This is a genomic window from Alphaproteobacteria bacterium RIFCSPHIGHO2_01_FULL_41_14 (genome assembly GCA_001767855.1).
In the GTDB taxonomy this organism is placed as follows: Bacteria; Pseudomonadota; Alphaproteobacteria; order UBA7879; family UBA5542; genus 2-01-FULL-41-14.
On sequence record MEMF01000002.1, the window covers coordinates 19,854 to 39,840 of the forward strand.

Sequence of the window (19,987 nt, forward strand, 5' to 3'; positions counted from 1 at the left end):
TTTTGTGGGCAAATCAATGATTCTTCATCCTCATCAGAAAAAAATAGAAATTAGAAATCTTTCGGTCTCTTATGGAAAAAATAAGGCACTCAGCAATGTTTCAGGCACTTTCCAACCCAACACTTTAACAGCCATCATTGGCCCTAATGGAGGCGGCAAAAGTACGCTGGTTAAAGCCATTCAAAATCAGGTTAAAATAGAATCGGGTTCCATTACACACAATTGTGAGCGTATCTGTGAGTCTGGGTATTTGCCCCAACAAAGCGATGTAGATAAAAACTTTCCGCTAACCGTGCGAGAAGTAGTCGGCATGGGCCTATGGCCAAAACTTGGTTCTTTTAGGGGATATAACACAACAGAACACCAGCTGATTACAGAAGCCCTTAAAAGAGTGGGTCTGCTAAAATGTGAAGAGCGAAGGATAGACACATTATCGGGAGGACAATTTCAACGTATGCTTTTTGCCCGCATTTATATACAAGATGCCTCTCTTATCATTCTTGACGAACCCTTTACAGCCATTGATTCTCAGACGTGTGATCACCTCATCAATATTATTTTAGAGTGGTATAAAAAAGGAAAAACGATTTTGGTTGTTCTCCATAATCTAGATTTGGTAAAGAAACATTTTCCTGAGACACTACTATTAGGACGATCATGCATTGGATGGGGACCGACCAAATTTGTTTTAACCCCTAAAAATATTAATCAAGCTTTTCAGAACCTGTTGACTTAACATGATGGATTTTCTTACAGAACCTCTGCAGTATAGTTTTTTGAAGCGCGCCCTTATTAGTTGCATCTGCCTTGCTCTTGGCTCTGCACCTGTGGGTGTGCTTCTTGTACTTCGGCGCATGAGTCTTATGGGAGATGCCCTTTCTCACGCTGTCTTACCAGGAGCGGCGATTGGATACATGATTGCCGGCCTTTCTTTACCCATATTGGGCATTGGAGGATTTATAGCCGGTCTCATTGTGGCCCTGTTATCAGGACTCGTCTCCCGATACACAGACTTAAAGGAAGATGCTAGTTTCGCTGGATTTTTTCTTATTGCGATGGCTTTGGGTGTCTTGTTAATCTCTTTAAAACATAACTCTGTGGATCTTATTCACATCCTCTTTGGATCAGCTTTAGCAGTAGATTCTGTTTCTTTAGTTCTGATGGGCATTATTACAACTCTGACTCTTATCCTCTTAGCCACCATTATGAGGCCCCTTCTTATTGAATGTTTTGACCCCCATTTTTTTAAAGCAAGCGGAGGTAAAGGCGGGGGATATCACTCTCTTCTTCTTGTTCTTGTTGTGCTCAATCTGATTTCAGGATTTCAAGCCTTAGGAACTCTCCTCTCTTTGGGTATTATGATGTTACCCGCTATAACAGCACGATTCTGGGCCCAAAAAATTTGGAATATGTTTGCCGTTTCCATTCTCATCGCGCTTCTTTCCGGAGCCATAGGGTTATTACTTTCCTACTATCAAGACTGGCCATCTGGTCCTTCCATTGTCCTTGTGAGTGGTGTTTTTTATATTCTATCCCTTATCGCTGGTCCACAAGGCAGCATGCGTTATTATTTAACAGTCAACAAATGATCGGATTTTTCTTTTCCCTTCTCTTCTTTTTATTCTGTAGCACTGTTACTTATGCTAGCTCTCCCCCTAAAATAAAAGTCCTCGCGACTTTTAGTGTACTGCAGGATCTTGCCCGTCAAATAGGAAAAGATCGCGTGCAAGTTGACACCCTTGTCCCTTCCAATGGCGATCCCCACGTCTATGAACCTCGGCCATCAGATGTGAGGAAAATTTCAGAAGCATCTTTAATTCTAATGAACGGGTTAGGATTTGAAGGTTGGTTTGAAAGACTAATAAAGTCGGCTCAATACAACGGAAAAGTAGTGGTGTGCACAGAATACATTCATCCGCGCCTGGTGTTTGAGGGGACCATTATTAAAGATCCCCATGCCTGGCATAGCATTCCCAATGCTAAAATTTACGTGCGTAATATTGCCGATGCTCTAAAGAAAATAGATCCCATCCATGCCTCTTATTATGAGAAGAACACAATAAACTATTTAAGAGAACTAACCACCTTGGATGAAAAAGTCCGTCGAACACTTGATCAAATCCCCCCACAAAAACGCAAAGTTATTACAGCACATGATGCATTTGGATATTTGGGTCATACTTATGGGATCCAGTTTTTATCCCCCCAAGGGATTAGTACCGAGTCAGAGGCCAAAATGCAAAGCATCATCAACTTAATCAAGCAAATTAAAGAACAAAAGATTCAAACTATTTTTGTTGAAAATATTTCTGATCCGAAAATGATTCAACAAATTAGTCGGGAAACAAACGCAAAAATTGGGGGTACTTTATATTCAGACGCGCTCTCTGAGGAAGATGGAGATGCCCCCACCTATATCGCTATGATGAACCATAATACGGAGCTTCTCCTCAATGCTATGCGTGAATAATCCTCAAATAAGGGAAACGTGATGAACGAAATAAAAGATTTACCAGCTGTGTGGCTGGATCATTTAGCCCGCAAAGATTTATCCGGTATTTTATCTCTCTATGCGGAAGAAGCTGCCTTGATGCCCACTCTGCGCAACAAACTGCATAAAACACCTGTGGAAAGAAAAGAATATTTTGAATTCTTTTTAAGTTTCCCAGACTTACATGGAGTGGTCATAAATCAGTATTCGCGTTCCTATGGAGATGTTGCCATCAATACCGGCGTCTATAAATTCATTTTTCTACGACAAGAGGAAGAGATTGAAATCTTTGCTCGCTTCAGCTTCACATACAAAAAAGAGAAGGGTAGGTGGCTTATTATAGACCATCATTCTTCAGCCTTTCCTGAAGGGGTTTAAAAAATATACTTATTGTTAAAACATTAGAGGATATACCTCTTTTTTCTAGAAACCCTCACAATTTTTGTTGAGAGGTGTTGTTAAACATGATACGTATTAAAAATTAAATAAATTGGAGATTTAAATCAATGAAACCCGGCTTCGACTTTATGAGCATTTTGCCTCTCGTCTTAATATTTGTCGTCATGTATTTTTTGGTTATTCGCCCCCAAAGCAAAAAAGCGAAGCAACATCAAAACATGATCTCTGGTCTAAAAAAAGGAGATCGAGTCGTCATGAATGGTGGCTTGATAGGAACAGTCTTAAAGGTGTCAGAAGGCGAACTTGAGCTTTCTATTGCCCCTAGCACAAATGTTTCTGTTGCGAAACAAATGGTATCGACCCTACTTTCAGCCGATAATATCACCGAAAGCACCGTGATCGAAAAAAAGAAAAGATAATTCAATCAGGTATTAACCAAAGATGCAACATCTAACGCGTTGGCGTGTCACTCTTGTTTTAGGCATCTGTTTTGTAGGCTTTTGGTTTGGGTTGCAAAATTTCTTGCCGCACTCTGTTTTAGAAAAGATACCTAGTTTTATCCCTCAATCTCAACTGTCTTTGGGTCTTGACCTACAGGGAGGATCTTCTATTCTTTTAGAGGTAGACCTAAAAGATATTGCACGCAATAGTCTGCTGACTCTCATCGATGAGCTCCGTCGTGCTTTCCGCCAAAAACGCTTGGGTTACTTTGACCTCAAATTAGATTCCAAGAATGTCCTTCGTTTTAAACTCAGATCTTTGAAAGATACCGAACTGGCGCAGAGCATCATTCGAGGGCGCTTTCCCGATATTATTGTAGAGGTAGACTCTACGGGATCTGTCAGCGCAACCCCTAAGCCTTCCTTTATTCAAGAGAAAGAAGAAAATGCCATTACCCAATCTATTGAAATCGTGCGTCGTCGCATCGATGAAATGGGTACAAAAGAACCTTCTATTCAAAAGCAAGGCAAAAATAGAATTTTGGTTCAGCTACCTGGGGTTGGAGATCCTTCTGAAGTCAGAAACCTTTTGGGTAAAACAGCTAAGTTAACTTTTCAATTACTTCACCCCACACTAACCCCAGAAACCATTCGTGGACGCTCGATCCCTATTGGATACGAAATCGTTCCTGGATCCAATGACGAAAGCCATATCTCTTATCTGGTCAAAAAAACCGTAGAGGTGGGTGGTGAGATGTTAACGAATGCTGGAGTCGATTCTCAGGGAGAAGCTCAAGTTACCTTTAGCTTTGATGCCATAGGAGCTCGCAAATTCGCAGAAGTAACTCGGGCGAATATTGGGCGACCTTTTGCCATTATTTTGGACAAAAAAGTGATTAGCGCGCCCGTTATTAACTCCGTGATCCCCAATGGCAGAGGCGTCATCACAGGTCGCTTTTCTTTAATTGAAGCCCGGAACTTATCTGTCTTGTTAAGAGCGGGGGCTTTACCGGCCCCCTTAACTATTTTAGAGGAAAAAACTGTTGGCCCAGAATTGGGCTCAGACTCCATTAAGGCCGGGGAGATGGCAACGCTTATTTCCATTGCTGCCGTTTTTTGTTTTATGTTTCTTTTTTATGGATTTATCTTTGGTACAATCGCGAACATTTGCTTGTTTGTGAATTTTGTTCTGCTCTTTGCCGGGCTCTCTCTTTTAGGAGCTACCTTAACACTGCCAGGCATCGCAGGAATTGCTTTAACCTTAGGAATGGCAGTCGACGCTAATATTCTGATTTATGAGCGGGTACGCGAAGAAGTCAGGGAGAATATGCCGCCTCTTTCCGCACTCGGGGCAGGATACAATCGCGCCATGGCGACTATTATCGACTCGAATATCACAACTCTTATTGGCGCGGCTCTTCTGTACCAATTTGGGAATGGTCCCGTCCGCGGGTTTGCCGTTACGTTGGCCCTTGGTATTATTATTTCTATGTTCACTGCGATTTCCTTAAGCCGTCTTTTGATTTTGTCATGGCTGAAGATGCGCGGTCCTCAACAAACACTCCCCATTTAATTAAGGATCATCCCATGTTTGCAGGCATTCGATTTAATTCTTCAAACCTCAAGATCGACTTCATCCGGATGAGATTTATCAACTATATCGTATCTGGGCTTATTACTGTGGCCTGTATCGGTGCCTATTTCATAAACGATCTAAATTATGGTATCGATTTTTCAGGAGGCACATTAATGGAAGTGCGATTTCCTTCTCCCATTAATTTGCCTGAAATACGGCAACAGTTGAATGACCTTGATATTGGTGACGTTTCCCTTCAAGAATTTGGGACCTCTCAAGACCTTCTTATTCGCCTGGATCAAAAAAATAGAAGCGAAAAAGAGCAGCTTGTCGTTATTGAAAAAATAAAAGAAACCCTTGATACCGATGTGGAATATCGTCGTATTGAAAGCGTCGGCCCTAAAATGGGGGAAGAGCTTATTTCAAATTCTTTTCAGGCCGTTGGATGGGCTATTCTCGCCATGATGATTTATATATGGGTTCGATTTGAATGGAATTTTGGTGTTTGTGCTATAATTGCATTGCTTCATGATGCGGTTGCCGTTCTTGGGCTTTATACTGTTTTTGGACTTGAATTTAATGCTTCTACCATTGTCGCGATTCTGATCACCATTAGTTATTCCATTAATGATACGGTTGTTATTTATGATCGAATTCGTGAAAATCTTCGAAAATATAAAATAACAAAATTAGAAGATCTTATTAACAAATCCATCAATGATACGTTAACTAGAACAATCCTGACTTCTACCTCTACCCTATTATCATTATTGTTTTTGTATTTGTTTGGAGGAAAAATAATTTCGGAGTATAGCCTTCCTATTCTCATCGGAATCGCTGTGGGTACGTATTCTTCCATCTGTCTTGCCGCCCCACTTTTGCTCACCTTAGGCATGACGGTACGACAAAAAGAAGATGAATCTCCTTCTGCTTACACACCTTCTTAATCCTTAATAAGGTTAACGCGGTGTGAAAGTTTTCAAGGTAGGATCTTTATTTTACTTTTTGTCGTCTTGGATAAAATGACTTAAATCTTGGAATTCATTATCCGCCTTAATAAGCCCCTTTTTCAATTGGTTAATTTCCTGCTGAAGCTTGTACATAACGGTAAGGGTCCGTTCCACTGTCTCTGAACTACGATCCACAAAAAATCTGAGATTGTTTTTATTCTTAAGAGAACCCTCGGATTGCTCTGATCCCTCCGGAAAGGGTTTTATTATTTTTCTTTTTTCTACCATAAATAGCCTCTCCCGTTTTCTATAAACTATTTACTTTTTAGCATAAGATTCTCTTAATCCCTAAAAAATTATATATCCTTCCAATTCTCAATTGTAATTTAAGTAATTTTAATTAATTGACTTCACAAAAAGCTCCTGGCATAAGGAAACCTAGCGCAGGAATCATGAATTTCTTTAAAAAATATAAGAACATACTCTCAGGTCTTTCTATTAATGCAATGGAAACTTTCGATTCTGTCCTGTATGGATATTATTCCCCTTTCATGGCGCCTCTTTTTTTCCCTGATGTAGATTCAAAATCAAGACAACTCAAAGTTCTGTTAATTTTTGCCGCTCTGTTTGTTATGAAGCCGCTAGGCGGCATAATTTTTGGATACATAGGGGACAAATATGGCAGAAAAACTTCTTTGATATCAAGTGTTTTGCTTATCTCTATCCCCACACTCTCTATTGGTATTTTACCTGGATATACAATATTGGGACTATGGGCCCCTTTTTTACTGGTTTTACTCTTATCCATCCAAGGGATGGGCGCTGCCGCAGCCTTTAGTGGTGCCGCCATTTTCCTAAATGAACACGCAAAACCTCATACTAAGTCTCTCTTCAGCGGATTTTTGTTTTCTGCAGGCTTCCTAGGGGCTGCCCTTTCCAGTCTTCTGGGTATTTTCTTTGTTTCTTATTATCCCACATGGGGATGGCGTTTTGTCTTTATTCTGGGAGCAATCTTAGGTCTCTGTATTTTAAAACTTAGAAATAATCTTGAAGAAACACCTCAATTTATTGCTTCGCACAAAAAGAAAAAACTTTCCTCCTTCCGAATACCAGTGCGAGAAATTTTTAAAAAAAGAAAAAGGAATTTTCTTTGTGGTGTTGGAATCTCAGCTGGGGCCAATATTCCTTTTTACATCCTTCTTATTTACATTAACTCTATTCTCTCCACAGATTTTCTCGTCCATGACCATACGATGCTTACTCATAATGTAGTCATTCTGCTCTTTTGGGCGCTTGTTCTGCCTTTCTTTGGCCATTTGGGGGACAAAATCGGAGAAAAAAATTTAATGGTGGGATCTTCTTTTCTTTTGGTGTTCTTCTCTCTGCCTATTATGCAATGGTTCTTATCAGAAAAAACTTTTTTCTCTCTCATGGTAGGACGTATTACTTTAAGCTTTCTGGCGATGGGAGTCGTGGCTCCTTGTTCAGCTTTTATAGCACGGTTGTTTCCCATCGGCGAACGACAAACAGGAGCTGGATCCAGCTATCTCATAGGAACAGCTTTATTTGGAGGAACCGCTCCTTTTTTGTGCTTATATTGTTCCAGTGTTTTTAAGACAGATCTATTTCCGGCATTTTATCTCAGCATTTCTGGGGTGATCACTATAGTTTCTGTCCTTTTTGCTCAACCAACTGAGGAATAGAGATTTATTGATCAAGCAAAACTTCTCTTTTTCCTACATGGTTGGGTTTGCTGATCGCTCCTTCTCCCTCCATTTTTTCGATAATCCGGGCCGCCCGATTATACCCGATCTGGAGGTGTCTTTGAATAAAACTGGTAGATGCTTTTCTTTCTCTTAAAACGATGGATAGAGCTTGATCATAGAGCTCATCCCCCGAACTATCTTCCCCTAAGAAAGTCCCTGACCCAAACCCCTCTTCTTCAATGGATTCTTCGTATACAGGCTCTCCCTGTGTTCTCAAAAATTGAACCACTCTTTCTACTTCTTTATCCTCTATGAACGGACCATGAACACGCACAATGCGCCCCCCTGGTTTCATATATAACATATCTCCTTGCCCCAACAGTTGCTCTGCACCTTGTTCTCCTAAAATGGTGCGACTATCAATTTTAGACGTCACATGGAAACTAATACGGGTAGGAAAGTTTGCTTTAATCGTTCCCGTAATCACATCCACCGATGGTCTCTGAGTCGCCATAATCAAATGAATTCCCGCCGCACGTGCCATTTGGGCTAATCGTTGAACGGCGGCTTCAATATCTTTCCCGGCTACCAACATAAGATCTGCCATTTCATCCACAACCACCACAATAAAGGGGAGTCTCTTCATCTCTATGGCATGCTCTTCAAACATGGGTTTACCCGTTTCAGCATCAAATCCTGTTTGTATTTTGTGTTTAATTACTTCTCCCTTGGCTTGGGCTTGCTCGATTCTTTCATTGTATCCCTCAATGCTCCGCACCCCTAGTTTTGACATTACTTGATAACGGCTTTCCATTTCTCGTACTATCCACTTTAGCGCCATGACAGCCTTGTGAGGATCCGTCACCACAGGGGTTAAAAGATGAGGAATCCCATCGTACACAGAAAGTTCTAACATTTTGGGATCGATCATAATAAACTTACATTCCTCAGGAGAGAGCCGGTAGAGTAAGGACATAATCATGGTATTAATAGAGACTGATTTTCCAGAGCCTGTCGTTCCCGCAATTAATAAATGAGGCATGCGACTTAGATCCCCGATGACCGGATCCCCGCTAATATTTTTCCCCAAAGCTAGCGGTAATTTGAAAGAAGAATTATTAAAGAGATCTTCTTCTAACAATGACCGCATATAGACTTTCTCTTTGGTTGGGTTGGGGATTTCTATCCCTAAAGCATTCACTCCCGGCATCACAGAAATACGTGTGGAATGGGAACTAGTAGAACGTGCAATGTCATCTGCCAATCCAACGATGCGTGAAGATTTCACCCCTGGGGCTGGCTTGAATTCGTAAAGAGTAACCACAGGGCCTGGATAGGCATTCAGTATTTCTCCTTGAACACCGAAATCCTCTAGAATTCTTTTCAGATGATCCGAGTTTTCTTTTAAAACTTCTTTAGATAGCTCAGTTCCCTTCCGCCCAAAATTTGGATCTTTTTGCAGCAAATCTAAGGATGGAAACTGATATCCCTTTACTGTGCGCGTAGCAGAAAAAGATTTCAGCGGAGCAGTGACCAGTTTTGGTTTCCTTTTTTCAGAAATCATTTCTTCACTTAACTTCTCAAAGTCCACAGAAATAGCCTCGATCTCGGAAGGGGTCGCTTCTGAATGACTTTTAGTGAGAGAGGTAAAAGAAAGAGAGGGTTGGGTTTCTTTTCGTCTAAAAAAGAGAATCATTTTTTTGGTTTGTAAAAACACCCATCCCATCGTTCCCAGAAGCATCTTTCCAAAAGAAATCCACATCTCTTTCGAGACTCCCAAAATCATCACAAACAGAGTTATTCCCAGAGGAATTAAAATCAAACTTAAAATCCATGCTGGAACACCTATTTTTGATAAGAAGAACATGCATCCTTTGTGAATCGCTGTTCCAAGCCCTCCTCCACTTTTGATGAAAAACCCAAAATCCATTCCTGCCAATCCACCAGAGCAACAAAAAAGCATGAGCGGTAATCCTGCCAACCGCCACTTTAAATAAGAAAGTTCGTGGAAAAGTAAAACATGTATCCCCCAGACAAAGCATAAGGAGGCCACTAAATAACTTGATACACCCATGAGTTGTAAGAAAAAATCAGAAAGGTACGAGCCAAAGCTTCCCATAAAATTATGAGGGGTACCGATTTCTCTGACGGTATTCCAAGAAGCATCTTGGTTATCATATGTCCCTAGACTTAACAAAGTACACAACCCAAATAGGATCAGAAGAAAGCCTAGAAATTCGTAAGAACGACATTTAAAGAAATTTACAATTTCCTCTGAAAATAAGTGTCTTTTATTTGAATGTTTATACCCAAGATTCATAATTTATTCTTTCACCCAACCCTTACTATACCGCAACATTATGGAACAAAAAACTTTTATATACTTTAATCCTCTGAATATTTCACCGTTGACGAATGTCTCAAAATCTACGACAGTTCTTCCATGTCATCTCAATTTATCTCTATTCGAGGGGCCCGGGAACATAATCTAAAGAATATCTCGGTGGATTTGCCTCGTAACCAACTGATCGTTATCACAGGTGTGAGTGGATCAGGGAAATCTTCTTTGGCTTTTGACACCATTTATGCCGAAGGACAAAGACGATATGTGGAAAGTCTTTCAGCTTACGCCCGCCAGTTTTTAGAGCTGACTCAAAAACCAGAAGTGGATTCTATTGAGGGGCTATCCCCTGCTATTTCAATTGAACAAAAAACCACCTCTAAAAATCCGCGCTCTACCGTTGGTACCATTACAGAAATTTATGATTACTTGCGATTGCTATTTGCAAGAATTGGGATTCCTTATTCTCCTACCACTGGGAAGCCCATTCAAAGCCAGACGGTTTCAGAAATGGTTGACCGTTTGCTCACCCTCCCAGAAGGCACCCGTCTTTCCCTTATGGCTCCCTTTATTCGAGGCAGAAAGGGGGAGTATAAAAAAGAAATTAACGAGTTGAAGAAAAAAGGCTTCCAGCGTCTAAAAGTCAACGGAGAATTTTGTGAGATAGGTGACATTCCTGCCTTAGATAAAAATGTCAAACATACTATTTCCGTTGTTGTGGATCGGGTGGTCATTAAGTCAGGAATAGAAAAACGCCTGGCCGATGCCTTGGAAACCATCCTAAAGCTCAGTGATGGCCTAGCTGTTGCTGAAAATGTGGACACCCAAGAAGAAACTCTTTTTTCAGAAAAGTTTTGCTGCCCAGAATCTGGTTTTACCCTAGAAGAAATAGAACCCCGTCTCTTTTCTTTCAATAGTCCCTTTGGGGCCTGCCCGTCGTGCGATGGGCTGGGAGTCCGTCTGGTTTTTGATGAAAGCTTGGTGGTACCCAACCCTCACTTAAGTTTAAGAGAGGGCGCCATTGAACCCTGGTTTGGCCCCTTTGAAGAATATTATTTTCGAGTTCTAGAGTCTGTGGCTAAGCATTATCACGTGTCCATTTTAACACCCTTTGAAAAAATTCCTCGGGCTATTCAGGAAATTGTTCTTTATGGATCGGGTAAAGAAAAAATTTCCATTCATCATGATTATGGAAAAGATGTTCAACTACAAAAGCCTTTTGAAGGCGTCATTCCCAATCTTGAACGTCGCTGGAAATCAACAGAGAGTGAACGAACGCGTGAGGAGCTCTCAAAATATCAAAGCAGTGTGTGTTGTGAAATCTGCTCTTCTTATCGCCTAAAGCCAGAAGCGTTGTGTGTGAAGATTCAAAATCATCATATTGGACAGATCACTGATTTTTCCATCGAAGACGCTGTCAAATGGTTCGATGATTTAGGCTCTCTCCTGACAGAAAAAGAAAAAACAATTGCCACCCGTATTCTGAAAGAAATCAGGGATCGGTTGAATTTTTTGAAAAGTGTGGGGTTGGAATACCTCACTCTCTCCCGTACATCTGGCACCTTATCGGGGGGAGAGTCTCAACGCATTCGATTGGCCTCTCAGATTGGATCAGGGCTCACCGGTGTTTTATATGTATTGGATGAGCCCTCCATTGGCCTTCACCAACGCGATAACGATCGTCTTTTAGGAACGCTCAAACATTTACGCGATCTCGGGAATACGGTCATTGTTGTGGAGCATGATGAAGATGCGATTTGGGCAGCTGATTATGTTTTGGATATGGGCCCTCACGCCGGAAAACACGGGGGAGAGATTGTGGCCCAAGGAACTCCTCAAGAAGTCGCCGACAATCCAAAGAGCCTGACCGGTGCCTATCTCAAGGGAAAAAAGAAAATTGATATTCCCCTAAAGCGACGACCAGGGTTTGATGGCAAATTTATTCGCTTAGAAGGCGCGTCAGCCAACAACTTGAAGAATGTGACCGTCGATTTTCCGTTGGGAAAATTAACTTGTGTCACTGGTGTTTCTGGAGGGGGAAAATCTACTCTTGTGAACGAAACTCTCTATAAAGCCCTAAACCGTATTTTAAATAAAACGCGGGAAAAAGGGGGCACTTATACAACCCTTCATGGTGTTGCCCATATTGATAAGGTTATCAACATTGATCAATCTCCCATTGGACGCACGCCTCGCTCTAATCCTGCCACCTATACAGGTATTTTCACCCCCATGAGAGAGTGGTTTGCAAAGCTTCCTGAAGCGAAAGCCAGCGGATACACCGTGGGTCGCTTCTCTTTTAATGTAAGGGGGGGACGTTGCGAAGCCTGCCAAGGCGATGGTGTCATCAAAATCGAGATGCACTTCTTGCCCGATGTCTTTGTCACCTGTGACCAATGCAAAGGGAAACGGTACAATCGGGAAACACTCGAAATCAAATATAAAGATAAATCCATCGCAGATGTGTTGGATATGACCGTGGATGATGGGCTTAAGTTTTTCGAAGCTGTTCCCAGCATCCGGGATAAACTTGAAACTTTGCAGCGCGTGGGTCTTGGGTACATAGAAATTGGTCAGCGAGCCACCACCTTATCCGGAGGAGAAGCCCAGCGCATCAAGCTATCCAAAGAGCTTTCCAAGCGCGCCACCGGGCGCACCCTATACATTTTGGATGAACCTACCACTGGTCTCCATTTCGAGGATATTCGAAAATTACTGGAAGTCCTCCATGAGTTGGTGGATCAAGGCAATTCCATGATTGTTATTGAGCATAATTTAGACGTGATCAAAACCGCTGATTGGATTATTGACCTGGGCCCTGAAGGGGGTGACAAAGGTGGCGAAATTATCGCTGAAGGCACCCCAGAAGACATTGTGAAAACATCCCAAGGGTATACGGCAAAGTTTTTGAAACCTTATTTGGATAAAAGATAGAAAGAAAATACAAAATGGATCAATCCAAAACCATATTGATTGCTGGTGCCACCAGTATGATTGGGCAAGCCTGTGCCAAATCGATGGAAAACCAAAAATTGATTCTTATGGGTCAAACTCCAGAGAAGTTGAAGATTTTAAGCACAAAGCTAAAAGTCACTCCAGATGTTTATGTAGCAGACATATGCTCCGAACAATCTATTAAAACAACTGTAACCAAAATTCTAGATGCACATCAACATATAGATGCGGTCATCTATAATGTTGGAATTTATCCTTGGCACCCAATCGAATCTCTCTCCTTTGAGGAGTGGCAAAAAACCATGGACACCAATCTTACGGGCGCCTTTTTACTTACTAAATATTGCATCCCCTCTATGAAAAAAAGAGGATTTGGAAAGTTCGTTTTCATTTCATCTATTGCGGGAGAGTCAATAGGACTTCCGAACATGTCGGCGTATGCCACCTCTAAATCGGGATTGAATGGGTTTATGCGGACAGCGGCTCTTGAGCTTGCCCCTTTTAACATCAACGTTAACAGCATCAGCCCCGGTAAGATTTATGATCCTTCTGCGCTCAGCCAAGAAGAGATGGAAACGAAAACATCCTCCATCCCCTTTAAGCGCTTTGTGGAACCCACAGATATTGCCCATATGGCCGAGTTTCTTATTTCAGAAAGATCTAAAAATATCACGGGTCAAAATTTTGCTATTGATGGGGGACAGTCAATTCTGGGAGATAAAGTTTCAAGCTAGATTATCTGGACAAGATACAGAGACTTTGTTCACGAAAGAAAGGCACTTTAATTTTCCTCCTTCTCTCTTGAGCCAAGCCCGATGTTTTTTATACGAGGGATCTAACTGCGCCACCAAAGACCAGAAACGTGCACTATGGTTCATTTCTTTTAGGTGAGCCACTTCATGCGCACACACATACTGGGCCACTTCTAAAGGCGCCAAACCCAATCGCCAAGAATAAGACAATGTCCCCGAGGCAGAACAACTCCCCCATCTCGATCGCCCATCTCGAATGGAAACGCGACTAAACGTGGCTCCCAGCTGCTCAGCATACTGCGCTGACCAACTCTTAAATCGTTCTTGCGCCTCCTTTTTAAGAATAGGTTCGATGGCCTTGTTCACATCAGAAACCCCTTGGCCAATGACAAGTTCACGCCCTTGTTTCCAGACTCCTTTTTTGCGCAGAGGATCAAATTTGAGCGTCCATGACTCTCCTAAAAAAGAGAAAGTATCTCCCACCTCCACAACCTGGTCTTCAGGTGTTTTTTTTAAGGTGCTTTGAATCCAGACTTGATGGGTGATCAAGAAAGAGTCGATTTCCCTCTGCTGTATAAAAGGAGGGTGACTTAGAAGAAATATTTTTTGTTCCGTTGACCAGCTGAGACGAAATCGGCTGGTACGAGCGCTTTCCCGCGCATGAATTAAAACTGTCTCTCCAGAATCTAAAACAAAGGACCAAACCTTGGCAGCCGCTTTCGTGCGTATCTTTTCTTTTTTTAAAAAATTAAAAAATGAAATGATAGCCCCCTTTTTAGGTTCTGTGAGGGAAACTAGCGGATCCAAATAGAGATCTTCCAATAAGTTTTTCATTGCAAGGCAATCCGTAGGATTGACGAAATAATCCATCTTTTTTATAAATACCTGAGTTCATACAAACTCTTCCAATCTCCTGCTCCACACCCTTCTCCAATTCTTATACTCTAGCTTCCTTAAAGTCAGCTGTCAGCCCTAAAGTGATAATGGGACCTAAACATTATATCAAGAAAGTTCTTTGCCATTACCTGGGCATCTTCAGAACTTTTTCCAAAATTAGATTGATAATATTGCGCTAACGCTAGTTGAGATTTGAGATATTGTTGTAAAATATCTTCGTATATTTTTTTGTTAAATTTTGATTTACATGCCCACTTTTTCAGTCCTTTATCCACTTGCTCACGAGAATTCACACTCCCTTTGAGAGTCCAAGGCCGCATCGCTAGATTAGCGAGGGTATATTTTATCTCTGGTATCAACCACCTGGTTGTTGGCTGTAAAGTACCTTCTTCACGTCCATTTCCGATGGTTTTGTTAAGAAGCATATCAAGTCGACCCACCTCTTGAGGAAGAAGACTCAGAACCTTTTTATCTTCTGGACGAAAATGAATACGGCAGCATTGCTTTATACTGCCTTCTTCAATAGAAAAAACTTTCCAATCTGCCAGAGAATCATAGATACAGCCCAGATCTATAATCCATAAACATTTTGTGTAATTATTTTCAAAAATTAAAGGGGGACGCCATCCTCCCATAATAAATTGAATGTTTTCAGATTTATATTGAGTACGGTCCACAAGTTTTTCTAAAAACTCTTTAACAGAAACTTTTTCATTAAGGGCAAAAAGATTATATTGAAATCCTCTCCAACCATAACTGTCTTCTTCTAGTACAAGACGCAATCCATGATTTGTTTTGCGTTGCCAATAGATGTGTCCAGATTCATAAACTTTAGGAATTTTTTCAAAAATATCTTTATTTTCCCTAAGAGCATGCCCTCCTGAAATGTCTAGTTCCAAAGTTTCAAGGACTAATTTACTATCAATATCTTTGGGAATAACGGGAGGCTCATAAATATAAAACGAATCTGATTTAAAAACAGAAATTGCTATTTTGAAGGCTTCTATACATTGGCAATTATCAACTTCTTTTGAAAGTTTTGGCCAAACATCCATTGCCATTGAAGTACATGTATATCCATACAAAAACAACTGCATGAATAGGGCAAAAACTAATCTTTTTTTTATTAAATTTAAACCAGACGCCATGGAAGAAACACTCTATCTTCTATTCTGAAAATTCTGCATATTTTACAGAGAAGTTCTTTTCGTGTAAACTCTTCTGACTTCGCCGTCAATCCCAAAATTAAAAAATGAAATGATAGCCCCCTTTTTATTCTTTCTTTTTTGAGACGGTGACCATGGCTGGGCGAAGAAGTCGATCCCCAATTACATATCCAACCTGAAGAACATCAACCACGTGACCAGGCTCATACGCATCGGTCGGGACTTCCACCACCGCTTGATGGAAATTAGGGTCAAATTTTTCCCCTTTTGGATTGAGTTTTTTCACTTCATGCTTTGCAAAAGCTTTAGAGGCTTCATTCTGGGTGAGACCGATTCCCTCACAAAGATTCTTTAAAAGATCGCTTTGTTTTTCTGCCTCTGGGACACTCTCTAACGCTCGGTCCAACGTATCCAAAACGATGAGAAAATCTTTGCAGAAACCAGAAATGGCATATTTCCGAACATCGTCCTTTTCCCGTTCCGCCCGTTTGCGTGTGTTCTCTAACTCCGCCATCGTGCGCAAAAGTTGATCCTTCAGACGGATGACTTCCTCTGCAGTGTCTGTCGATTCTGCCGATATTTCTTCTGTCACTTCTTCTGCTTCTTGGTTCATATTTTTCTCAGAAGATTTGTTCTCATTTTCCATCTAAAATTCTCCTTGACCTTATTTTTTACTTAACAATCGGCTTAAAATTTTCGCCGTATAATTTACCATAGGAATCACGCGACCATAGTTCAGACGTTTTGGTCCAATGACCCCCACCGCCCCCATCACATTTCCCAGTTTGTTCTCATAAGGGGAGAGCACCAAGGAACATCCAACATGCTGAAAAAACTCGTTTTCAGCACCAATAAAAATTTGAATCCCATCCCCTTTCATAGAAGCATCCAACAAATTAATCAAGTTTTCCTTCTTTTCCAATAAAGAGAAAATATGTTTAATAGCGTTCAATTCCTCCAAATGTTCCACATTATTTAAAAGATTGGATTGGCCGTTTACGATTAAAGAAGCACCCTTTCCAGAACCACTCCAAATAGCGAGCCCTGATTTGACAATTTCCTGACTGATCTCATCTAAATCAGCTTGATGAGAAGATAGCTCTTGGACGATACGTGCTTTGGCTTCTTCTAACGTCCGCCCTGCAAGCCGCGCATTTAGGTAGTTAGCTGCCTCTATTAAGAGGGAAATAGAAAATCCTTGTGGGAGTTGAAAAAGCCTATTTTCCACATCCCCGTCGTGGGTCACCATAATAGCAAGCGCTGTCCCATCATCTAAGGGCACAAACTCAATATGTCGCAAAATCTTTTCTTCTTGAGGTACTACCACAAACCCAGCATACGTGGAGAGACCAGAAAGAATGGTGGAAACTTCTCCCAATAATTGGGGAAGAGATAAATTTTTTTCCGAGCACCGCGTTTCAATAAAAGATCGATCGTCAGAAGCAAGCTCGCTGGATTCCAATAACCCATGAACAAAAAAACGCAAGCCTTCATCCGTTGGAAGTCTTCCTGCTGACGTGTGAGGGGAATAGAGAAACCCTAGATCTTCAAGCTTCGCCATGATGTTTCGAATGGTGGCGGAAGAAAGCTGATGACCTAAACGTTCTGCCAAAGTTAAAGACCCTATGGGTTCACCAGTTTCCACATACATATCAACAACATGGCGCAATATTTCTAAAGAACGTGGATTCAAAAGTTTCATTGGGTTATATCTTTACTTTTATGATTAATGCTGTAATGATACCTTAAATCTAACCATACACCCGGCAAACGTCAACTATCACCGAGCTTACAACTTATGAAGCGTCCCTCAGGCAGAGCACCGAATCAACTTAGATCTCTCACACTTGAAACAAACGTGGCAAAATATGCCGAAGGATCTTGCTTAATTAAGTTAGGTGATACGCATGTATTTTGCACCGCCAGCGTGGAAGAAAGAGTACCTTCTTTTTTGAAAAACACCGGCTCTGGATGGATCACCGCAGAATATGGGATGCTGCCTCGCTCGACCCACACACGCAGCGATCGTGAAGCGGCTCGTGGGAAACAAACAGGCCGCACTCAAGAAATTCAACGCTTAATCGGACGCTCTCTGCGAGCCATTGCTGACTTATCCCTTTTGGGTGAACGTCAAGTTCATATAGATTGTGATGTTATTCAGGCCGATGGAGGGACCCGTACCGCTTCTATCACGGGGGCCTACATAGCATTACATGAGGCCTTGCACAAAATATATGAGCAAGGAATTATCTCTCATTTTCCCCTAACCGACTCTCTCGCGGCTGTCTCTTGTGGTCTCTATCATGACGTACCGGTTTTAGATTTAGACTATGTCGAAGACAGTACCGCAGATGCGGACGCAAATTTTGTTTTAACGGGAACTGGGAAAATTGTGGAAATTCAATCAACTGCAGAGAAAACTCCTTTTTCCGAAGAAAAATTTTTAGCTCTTTTAAAATTAGCTCATTTTGGTATAAAAGAACTCACAGAACACCAATTAAAAGCTTTAACGGAGAGTTAATAGGGTGAAATTAAAGCGTGGAGATACTATTGTTATTGCCACAAAAAATGAGGGCAAGATTGTAGAATTGACCAATCTACTCGCTCCTTATGGTCTTCGCATTCTCACGTTACAAGAACTGAATTTACCCGAACCTGAAGAAATTGGCTTAACCTTCAAAGACAATGCTCTTCTAAAAGCTCAAGCGTGTGCAGATGCCTCCAACTTTCCGTCTCTCGCAGATGACTCGGGCTTGTCTATCCGTGCCCTGGGAGGACAGCCTGGTGTTTTCACCTCTCGATGGGCTGGCCCCTCAAAAGACTATCAACATGCCATGAAAAAAATTAATGACGAAATTTTAGCTATTGATAGCCATCCTGACCGTCGTGCTTCTTTTATTTGTTCCATAGCCCTATGCTTTCCTGGCAAACAGGGGGCTTTTTCTTTCGAAGGGAAAATTGATGGTGAATTTGTCTGGCCCGCCCGGGGATCAGATAATATGGGGTTTGATCCTATTTTTATGCCACAAGGCCATAAAAAAACATTTGCTCAGATGTCATTGGAGGAGAAACAATCAGTCAGTCATCGGCGCATAGCCTTTCAGAAGTTCTTAGAGATCTGTGTTGAAAAATAAAACTTTTGGGGTCTATATCCATTGGCCTTTCTGCCTTTCTAAATGTCCCTATTGTGATTTTAACAGTCACGTCCGTGCCTCTATAGATGTTGATCTCTGGGAAAAAAACCTGCTTGCGGATCTTTTATCATTTCATGATAAAACCTCTGATAAAATAGTCACGAGTGTTTTTTTTGGAGGAGGCACCCCCTCTCTCATGCCACCCAAAATTGTTGAGACTCTCATCCATAAAATTACTAACTCATGGACCGTCAGCCCTGACTTGGAAATTACGCTCGAAGCTAATCCGACGTCGGTGGAAGAAAAAAACTTTTCTGCCCTCGCAGAGGTTGGGGTCAATCGAGTTTCTTTGGGCATCCAGAGCTTAAGAGAAAATGGGTTAAAATTCTTAGGACGCACTCATTCCGTGGAGGATGCAAAAAAAGCTATTGAAACAGCCCGTACAAAATTTGATCGGTATAGTTTAGATCTTATTTATACGCGTCCCCACCAAACCTTGGAAGAATGGGAACAGGAACTCGAAGAAGCCATTTCTTTAGCCAATGGACACCTCTCTCTCTATCAGCTGACCATTGAAGAGGGTACACCTTTTTTCCTGTCTTATCACAAAGGCGATTTTCGTCTACCTACAAATGACCAGAGCGCTCTGCTTTATGAACACACAGCAGAAATAACACGATCTCATGGTTATGAGTCGTATGAGATTTCAAACTATGCCAAACCAGGTCAAGAATCCCGACATAATATGACTTATTGGCTTTATCATGATTATATCGGTATTGGCCCTGGGGCCCATAGCCGCCTCACCATCGATGGAGAAAAATATGCCATCCGCCGACATCGATCTCCTGAAAAATGGGTGGAAGATGTTTCTTTAAAAAAAGATGGCACTCATGAGGTTCGAGTCATTTCAGGAAAAACAAAAAGTGAGGAATTCTTGATGATGGGGCTCCGCCTAAAGCAGGGGATAGATCAAAGAGAGTTTACTGAACAGGTGGGATATTCTTTTTCCGAATCAACAAATACAAAAAAAATCCACAAACTCATTACAGAAAACTTGCTCGAACTTTCTGACACAACCCTCAAGGCAACAGAAGAAGGTCGACAACGCCTGGATGGGATTCTGCGCTATCTCTTTGAAGCAGAAAGTCCACCCTCTAACTAACTTGTGTTCAACCTC

The 19,987-nt window shown here is 41.5% G+C and carries 19 protein-coding genes; 13 read left to right on the top strand and 6 right to left on the bottom strand.

Annotation, left to right across the window (positions count from 1 at the left end):
* Positions 1-16: 16 nt before the first annotated feature.
* The 7 genes from A2621_00120 to A2621_00150 all read left to right on the top strand — a co-directional run bounded on the left by A2621_00120 (position 17) and on the right by A2621_00150 (position 5,853).
* Complete coding sequence (locus A2621_00120; GenBank protein ID OFW89329.1) at positions 17-736, top strand: hypothetical protein; 720 nt, start codon at positions 17-19, stop codon at positions 734-736.
* Between the two features lies 1 nt (position 737).
* Positions 738-1,589: a zinc ABC transporter permease gene (locus tag A2621_00125; GenBank protein ID OFW89330.1), complete on the top strand. Its 852-nt coding sequence runs from the start codon at positions 738-740 to the stop codon at positions 1,587-1,589.
* A complete protein-coding gene (locus A2621_00130; GenBank protein ID OFW89331.1) occupies positions 1,586-2,470 on the top strand; it encodes a hypothetical protein in 885 nt (294 codons plus the stop codon). Before A2621_00125 ends, A2621_00130 begins: the two co-directional genes overlap by 4 nt.
* 21 nt (positions 2,471-2,491) lie before the next feature.
* Positions 2,492-2,869: a hypothetical protein gene (locus tag A2621_00135; GenBank protein OFW89332.1), complete on the top strand. Its 378-nt coding sequence runs from the start codon at positions 2,492-2,494 to the stop codon at positions 2,867-2,869.
* A gap of 128 nt (positions 2,870-2,997) precedes the next feature.
* Entirely contained in the window at positions 2,998-3,309 is a 312-nt protein-coding gene (locus A2621_00140) for a preprotein translocase subunit YajC (GenBank protein OFW89333.1), read from the top strand.
* A 22-nt stretch (positions 3,310-3,331) separates the two neighbouring features.
* On the top strand, positions 3,332-4,903 hold the full coding sequence (locus tag A2621_00145; GenBank protein ID OFW89334.1) for a protein-export membrane protein SecD: 1,572 nt from the start codon (positions 3,332-3,334) through the stop codon (positions 4,901-4,903).
* Positions 4,904-4,917: 14 nt separating this feature from the next.
* On the top strand, positions 4,918-5,853 hold the full coding sequence (locus A2621_00150; GenBank protein OFW89335.1) for a protein-export membrane protein SecF: 936 nt from the start codon (positions 4,918-4,920) through the stop codon (positions 5,851-5,853).
* Between the two features lie 51 nt (positions 5,854-5,904).
* Here the strand turns inward: A2621_00150 and A2621_00155 are convergent, their stop codons facing one another.
* Positions 5,905-6,144: a hypothetical protein gene (locus A2621_00155; protein ID OFW89336.1), complete on the bottom strand. Its 240-nt coding sequence runs from the start codon at positions 6,142-6,144 to the stop codon at positions 5,905-5,907.
* A gap of 164 nt (positions 6,145-6,308) precedes the next feature.
* Between A2621_00155 and A2621_00160 the strand changes: the two genes are divergently transcribed.
* Complete coding sequence (locus A2621_00160) at positions 6,309-7,559, top strand: hypothetical protein (protein OFW89337.1); 1,251 nt, start codon at positions 6,309-6,311, stop codon at positions 7,557-7,559.
* Positions 7,560-7,563: 4 nt separating this feature from the next.
* Here the strand turns inward: A2621_00160 and A2621_00165 are convergent, their stop codons facing one another.
* On the bottom strand, positions 7,564-9,882 hold the full coding sequence (locus A2621_00165) for a hypothetical protein (protein ID OFW89338.1): 2,319 nt from the start codon (positions 9,880-9,882) through the stop codon (positions 7,564-7,566).
* 123 nt (positions 9,883-10,005) lie between these two features.
* Here A2621_00165 and A2621_00170 point away from each other — a divergent pair, with 123 nt between their 5' ends.
* Together A2621_00170 and A2621_00175 are read left to right on the top strand one after the other, a co-directional pair.
* Positions 10,006-12,837 (top strand): excinuclease ABC subunit A, encoded by a 2,832-nt coding sequence (locus A2621_00170; GenBank protein ID OFW89339.1) that lies wholly within the window; start codon positions 10,006-10,008, stop codon positions 12,835-12,837.
* Positions 12,838-12,851: 14 nt separating this feature from the next.
* A complete protein-coding gene (locus A2621_00175; GenBank protein OFW89340.1) occupies positions 12,852-13,592 on the top strand; it encodes a hypothetical protein in 741 nt (246 codons plus the stop codon).
* Here A2621_00175 and A2621_00180 read toward each other — a convergent pair.
* From A2621_00180 to hrcA, 4 genes are all read right to left on the bottom strand, one after another.
* Complete coding sequence (locus A2621_00180; GenBank protein OFW89341.1) at positions 13,584-14,480, bottom strand: hypothetical protein; 897 nt, start codon at positions 14,478-14,480, stop codon at positions 13,584-13,586. The two genes, A2621_00175 and A2621_00180, sit on opposite strands and share 9 nt — an antisense overlap.
* Positions 14,481-14,569: 89 nt before the next feature.
* Positions 14,570-15,655, bottom strand: a complete 1,086-nt coding sequence (locus A2621_00185; GenBank protein ID OFW89342.1) for a hypothetical protein — start codon at positions 15,653-15,655, stop codon at positions 14,570-14,572.
* A 124-nt stretch (positions 15,656-15,779) separates the two neighbouring features.
* The gene (locus A2621_00190; GenBank protein OFW89343.1) at positions 15,780-16,319 is read right to left on the bottom strand and encodes a nucleotide exchange factor GrpE; all 540 of its coding nucleotides are present in this window, start codon (positions 16,317-16,319) and stop codon (positions 15,780-15,782) included.
* An 18-nt stretch (positions 16,320-16,337) separates the two neighbouring features.
* Complete coding sequence (gene hrcA / locus A2621_00195; GenBank protein OFW89344.1) at positions 16,338-17,375, bottom strand: heat-inducible transcriptional repressor HrcA; 1,038 nt, start codon at positions 17,373-17,375, stop codon at positions 16,338-16,340.
* 96 nt (positions 17,376-17,471) lie between these two features.
* Here hrcA and A2621_00200 point away from each other — a divergent pair, with 96 nt between their 5' ends.
* Genes A2621_00200 through A2621_00210 form a run of 3 tightly spaced genes read left to right on the top strand, consistent with a single transcriptional unit; the run spans position 17,472 to position 19,972 of the window.
* The gene (locus A2621_00200) at positions 17,472-18,194 is read left to right on the top strand and encodes a ribonuclease PH (protein ID OFW89345.1); all 723 of its coding nucleotides are present in this window, start codon (positions 17,472-17,474) and stop codon (positions 18,192-18,194) included.
* Between the two features lie 4 nt (positions 18,195-18,198).
* Positions 18,199-18,807: a non-canonical purine NTP pyrophosphatase, RdgB/HAM1 family gene (locus A2621_00205; protein ID OFW89346.1), complete on the top strand. Its 609-nt coding sequence runs from the start codon at positions 18,199-18,201 to the stop codon at positions 18,805-18,807.
* Positions 18,794-19,972 (top strand): hypothetical protein, encoded by a 1,179-nt coding sequence (locus A2621_00210; protein ID OFW89347.1) that lies wholly within the window; start codon positions 18,794-18,796, stop codon positions 19,970-19,972. Before A2621_00205 ends, A2621_00210 begins: the two co-directional genes overlap by 14 nt.
* The last annotated feature ends 15 nt before the right edge of the window (positions 19,973-19,987 follow it).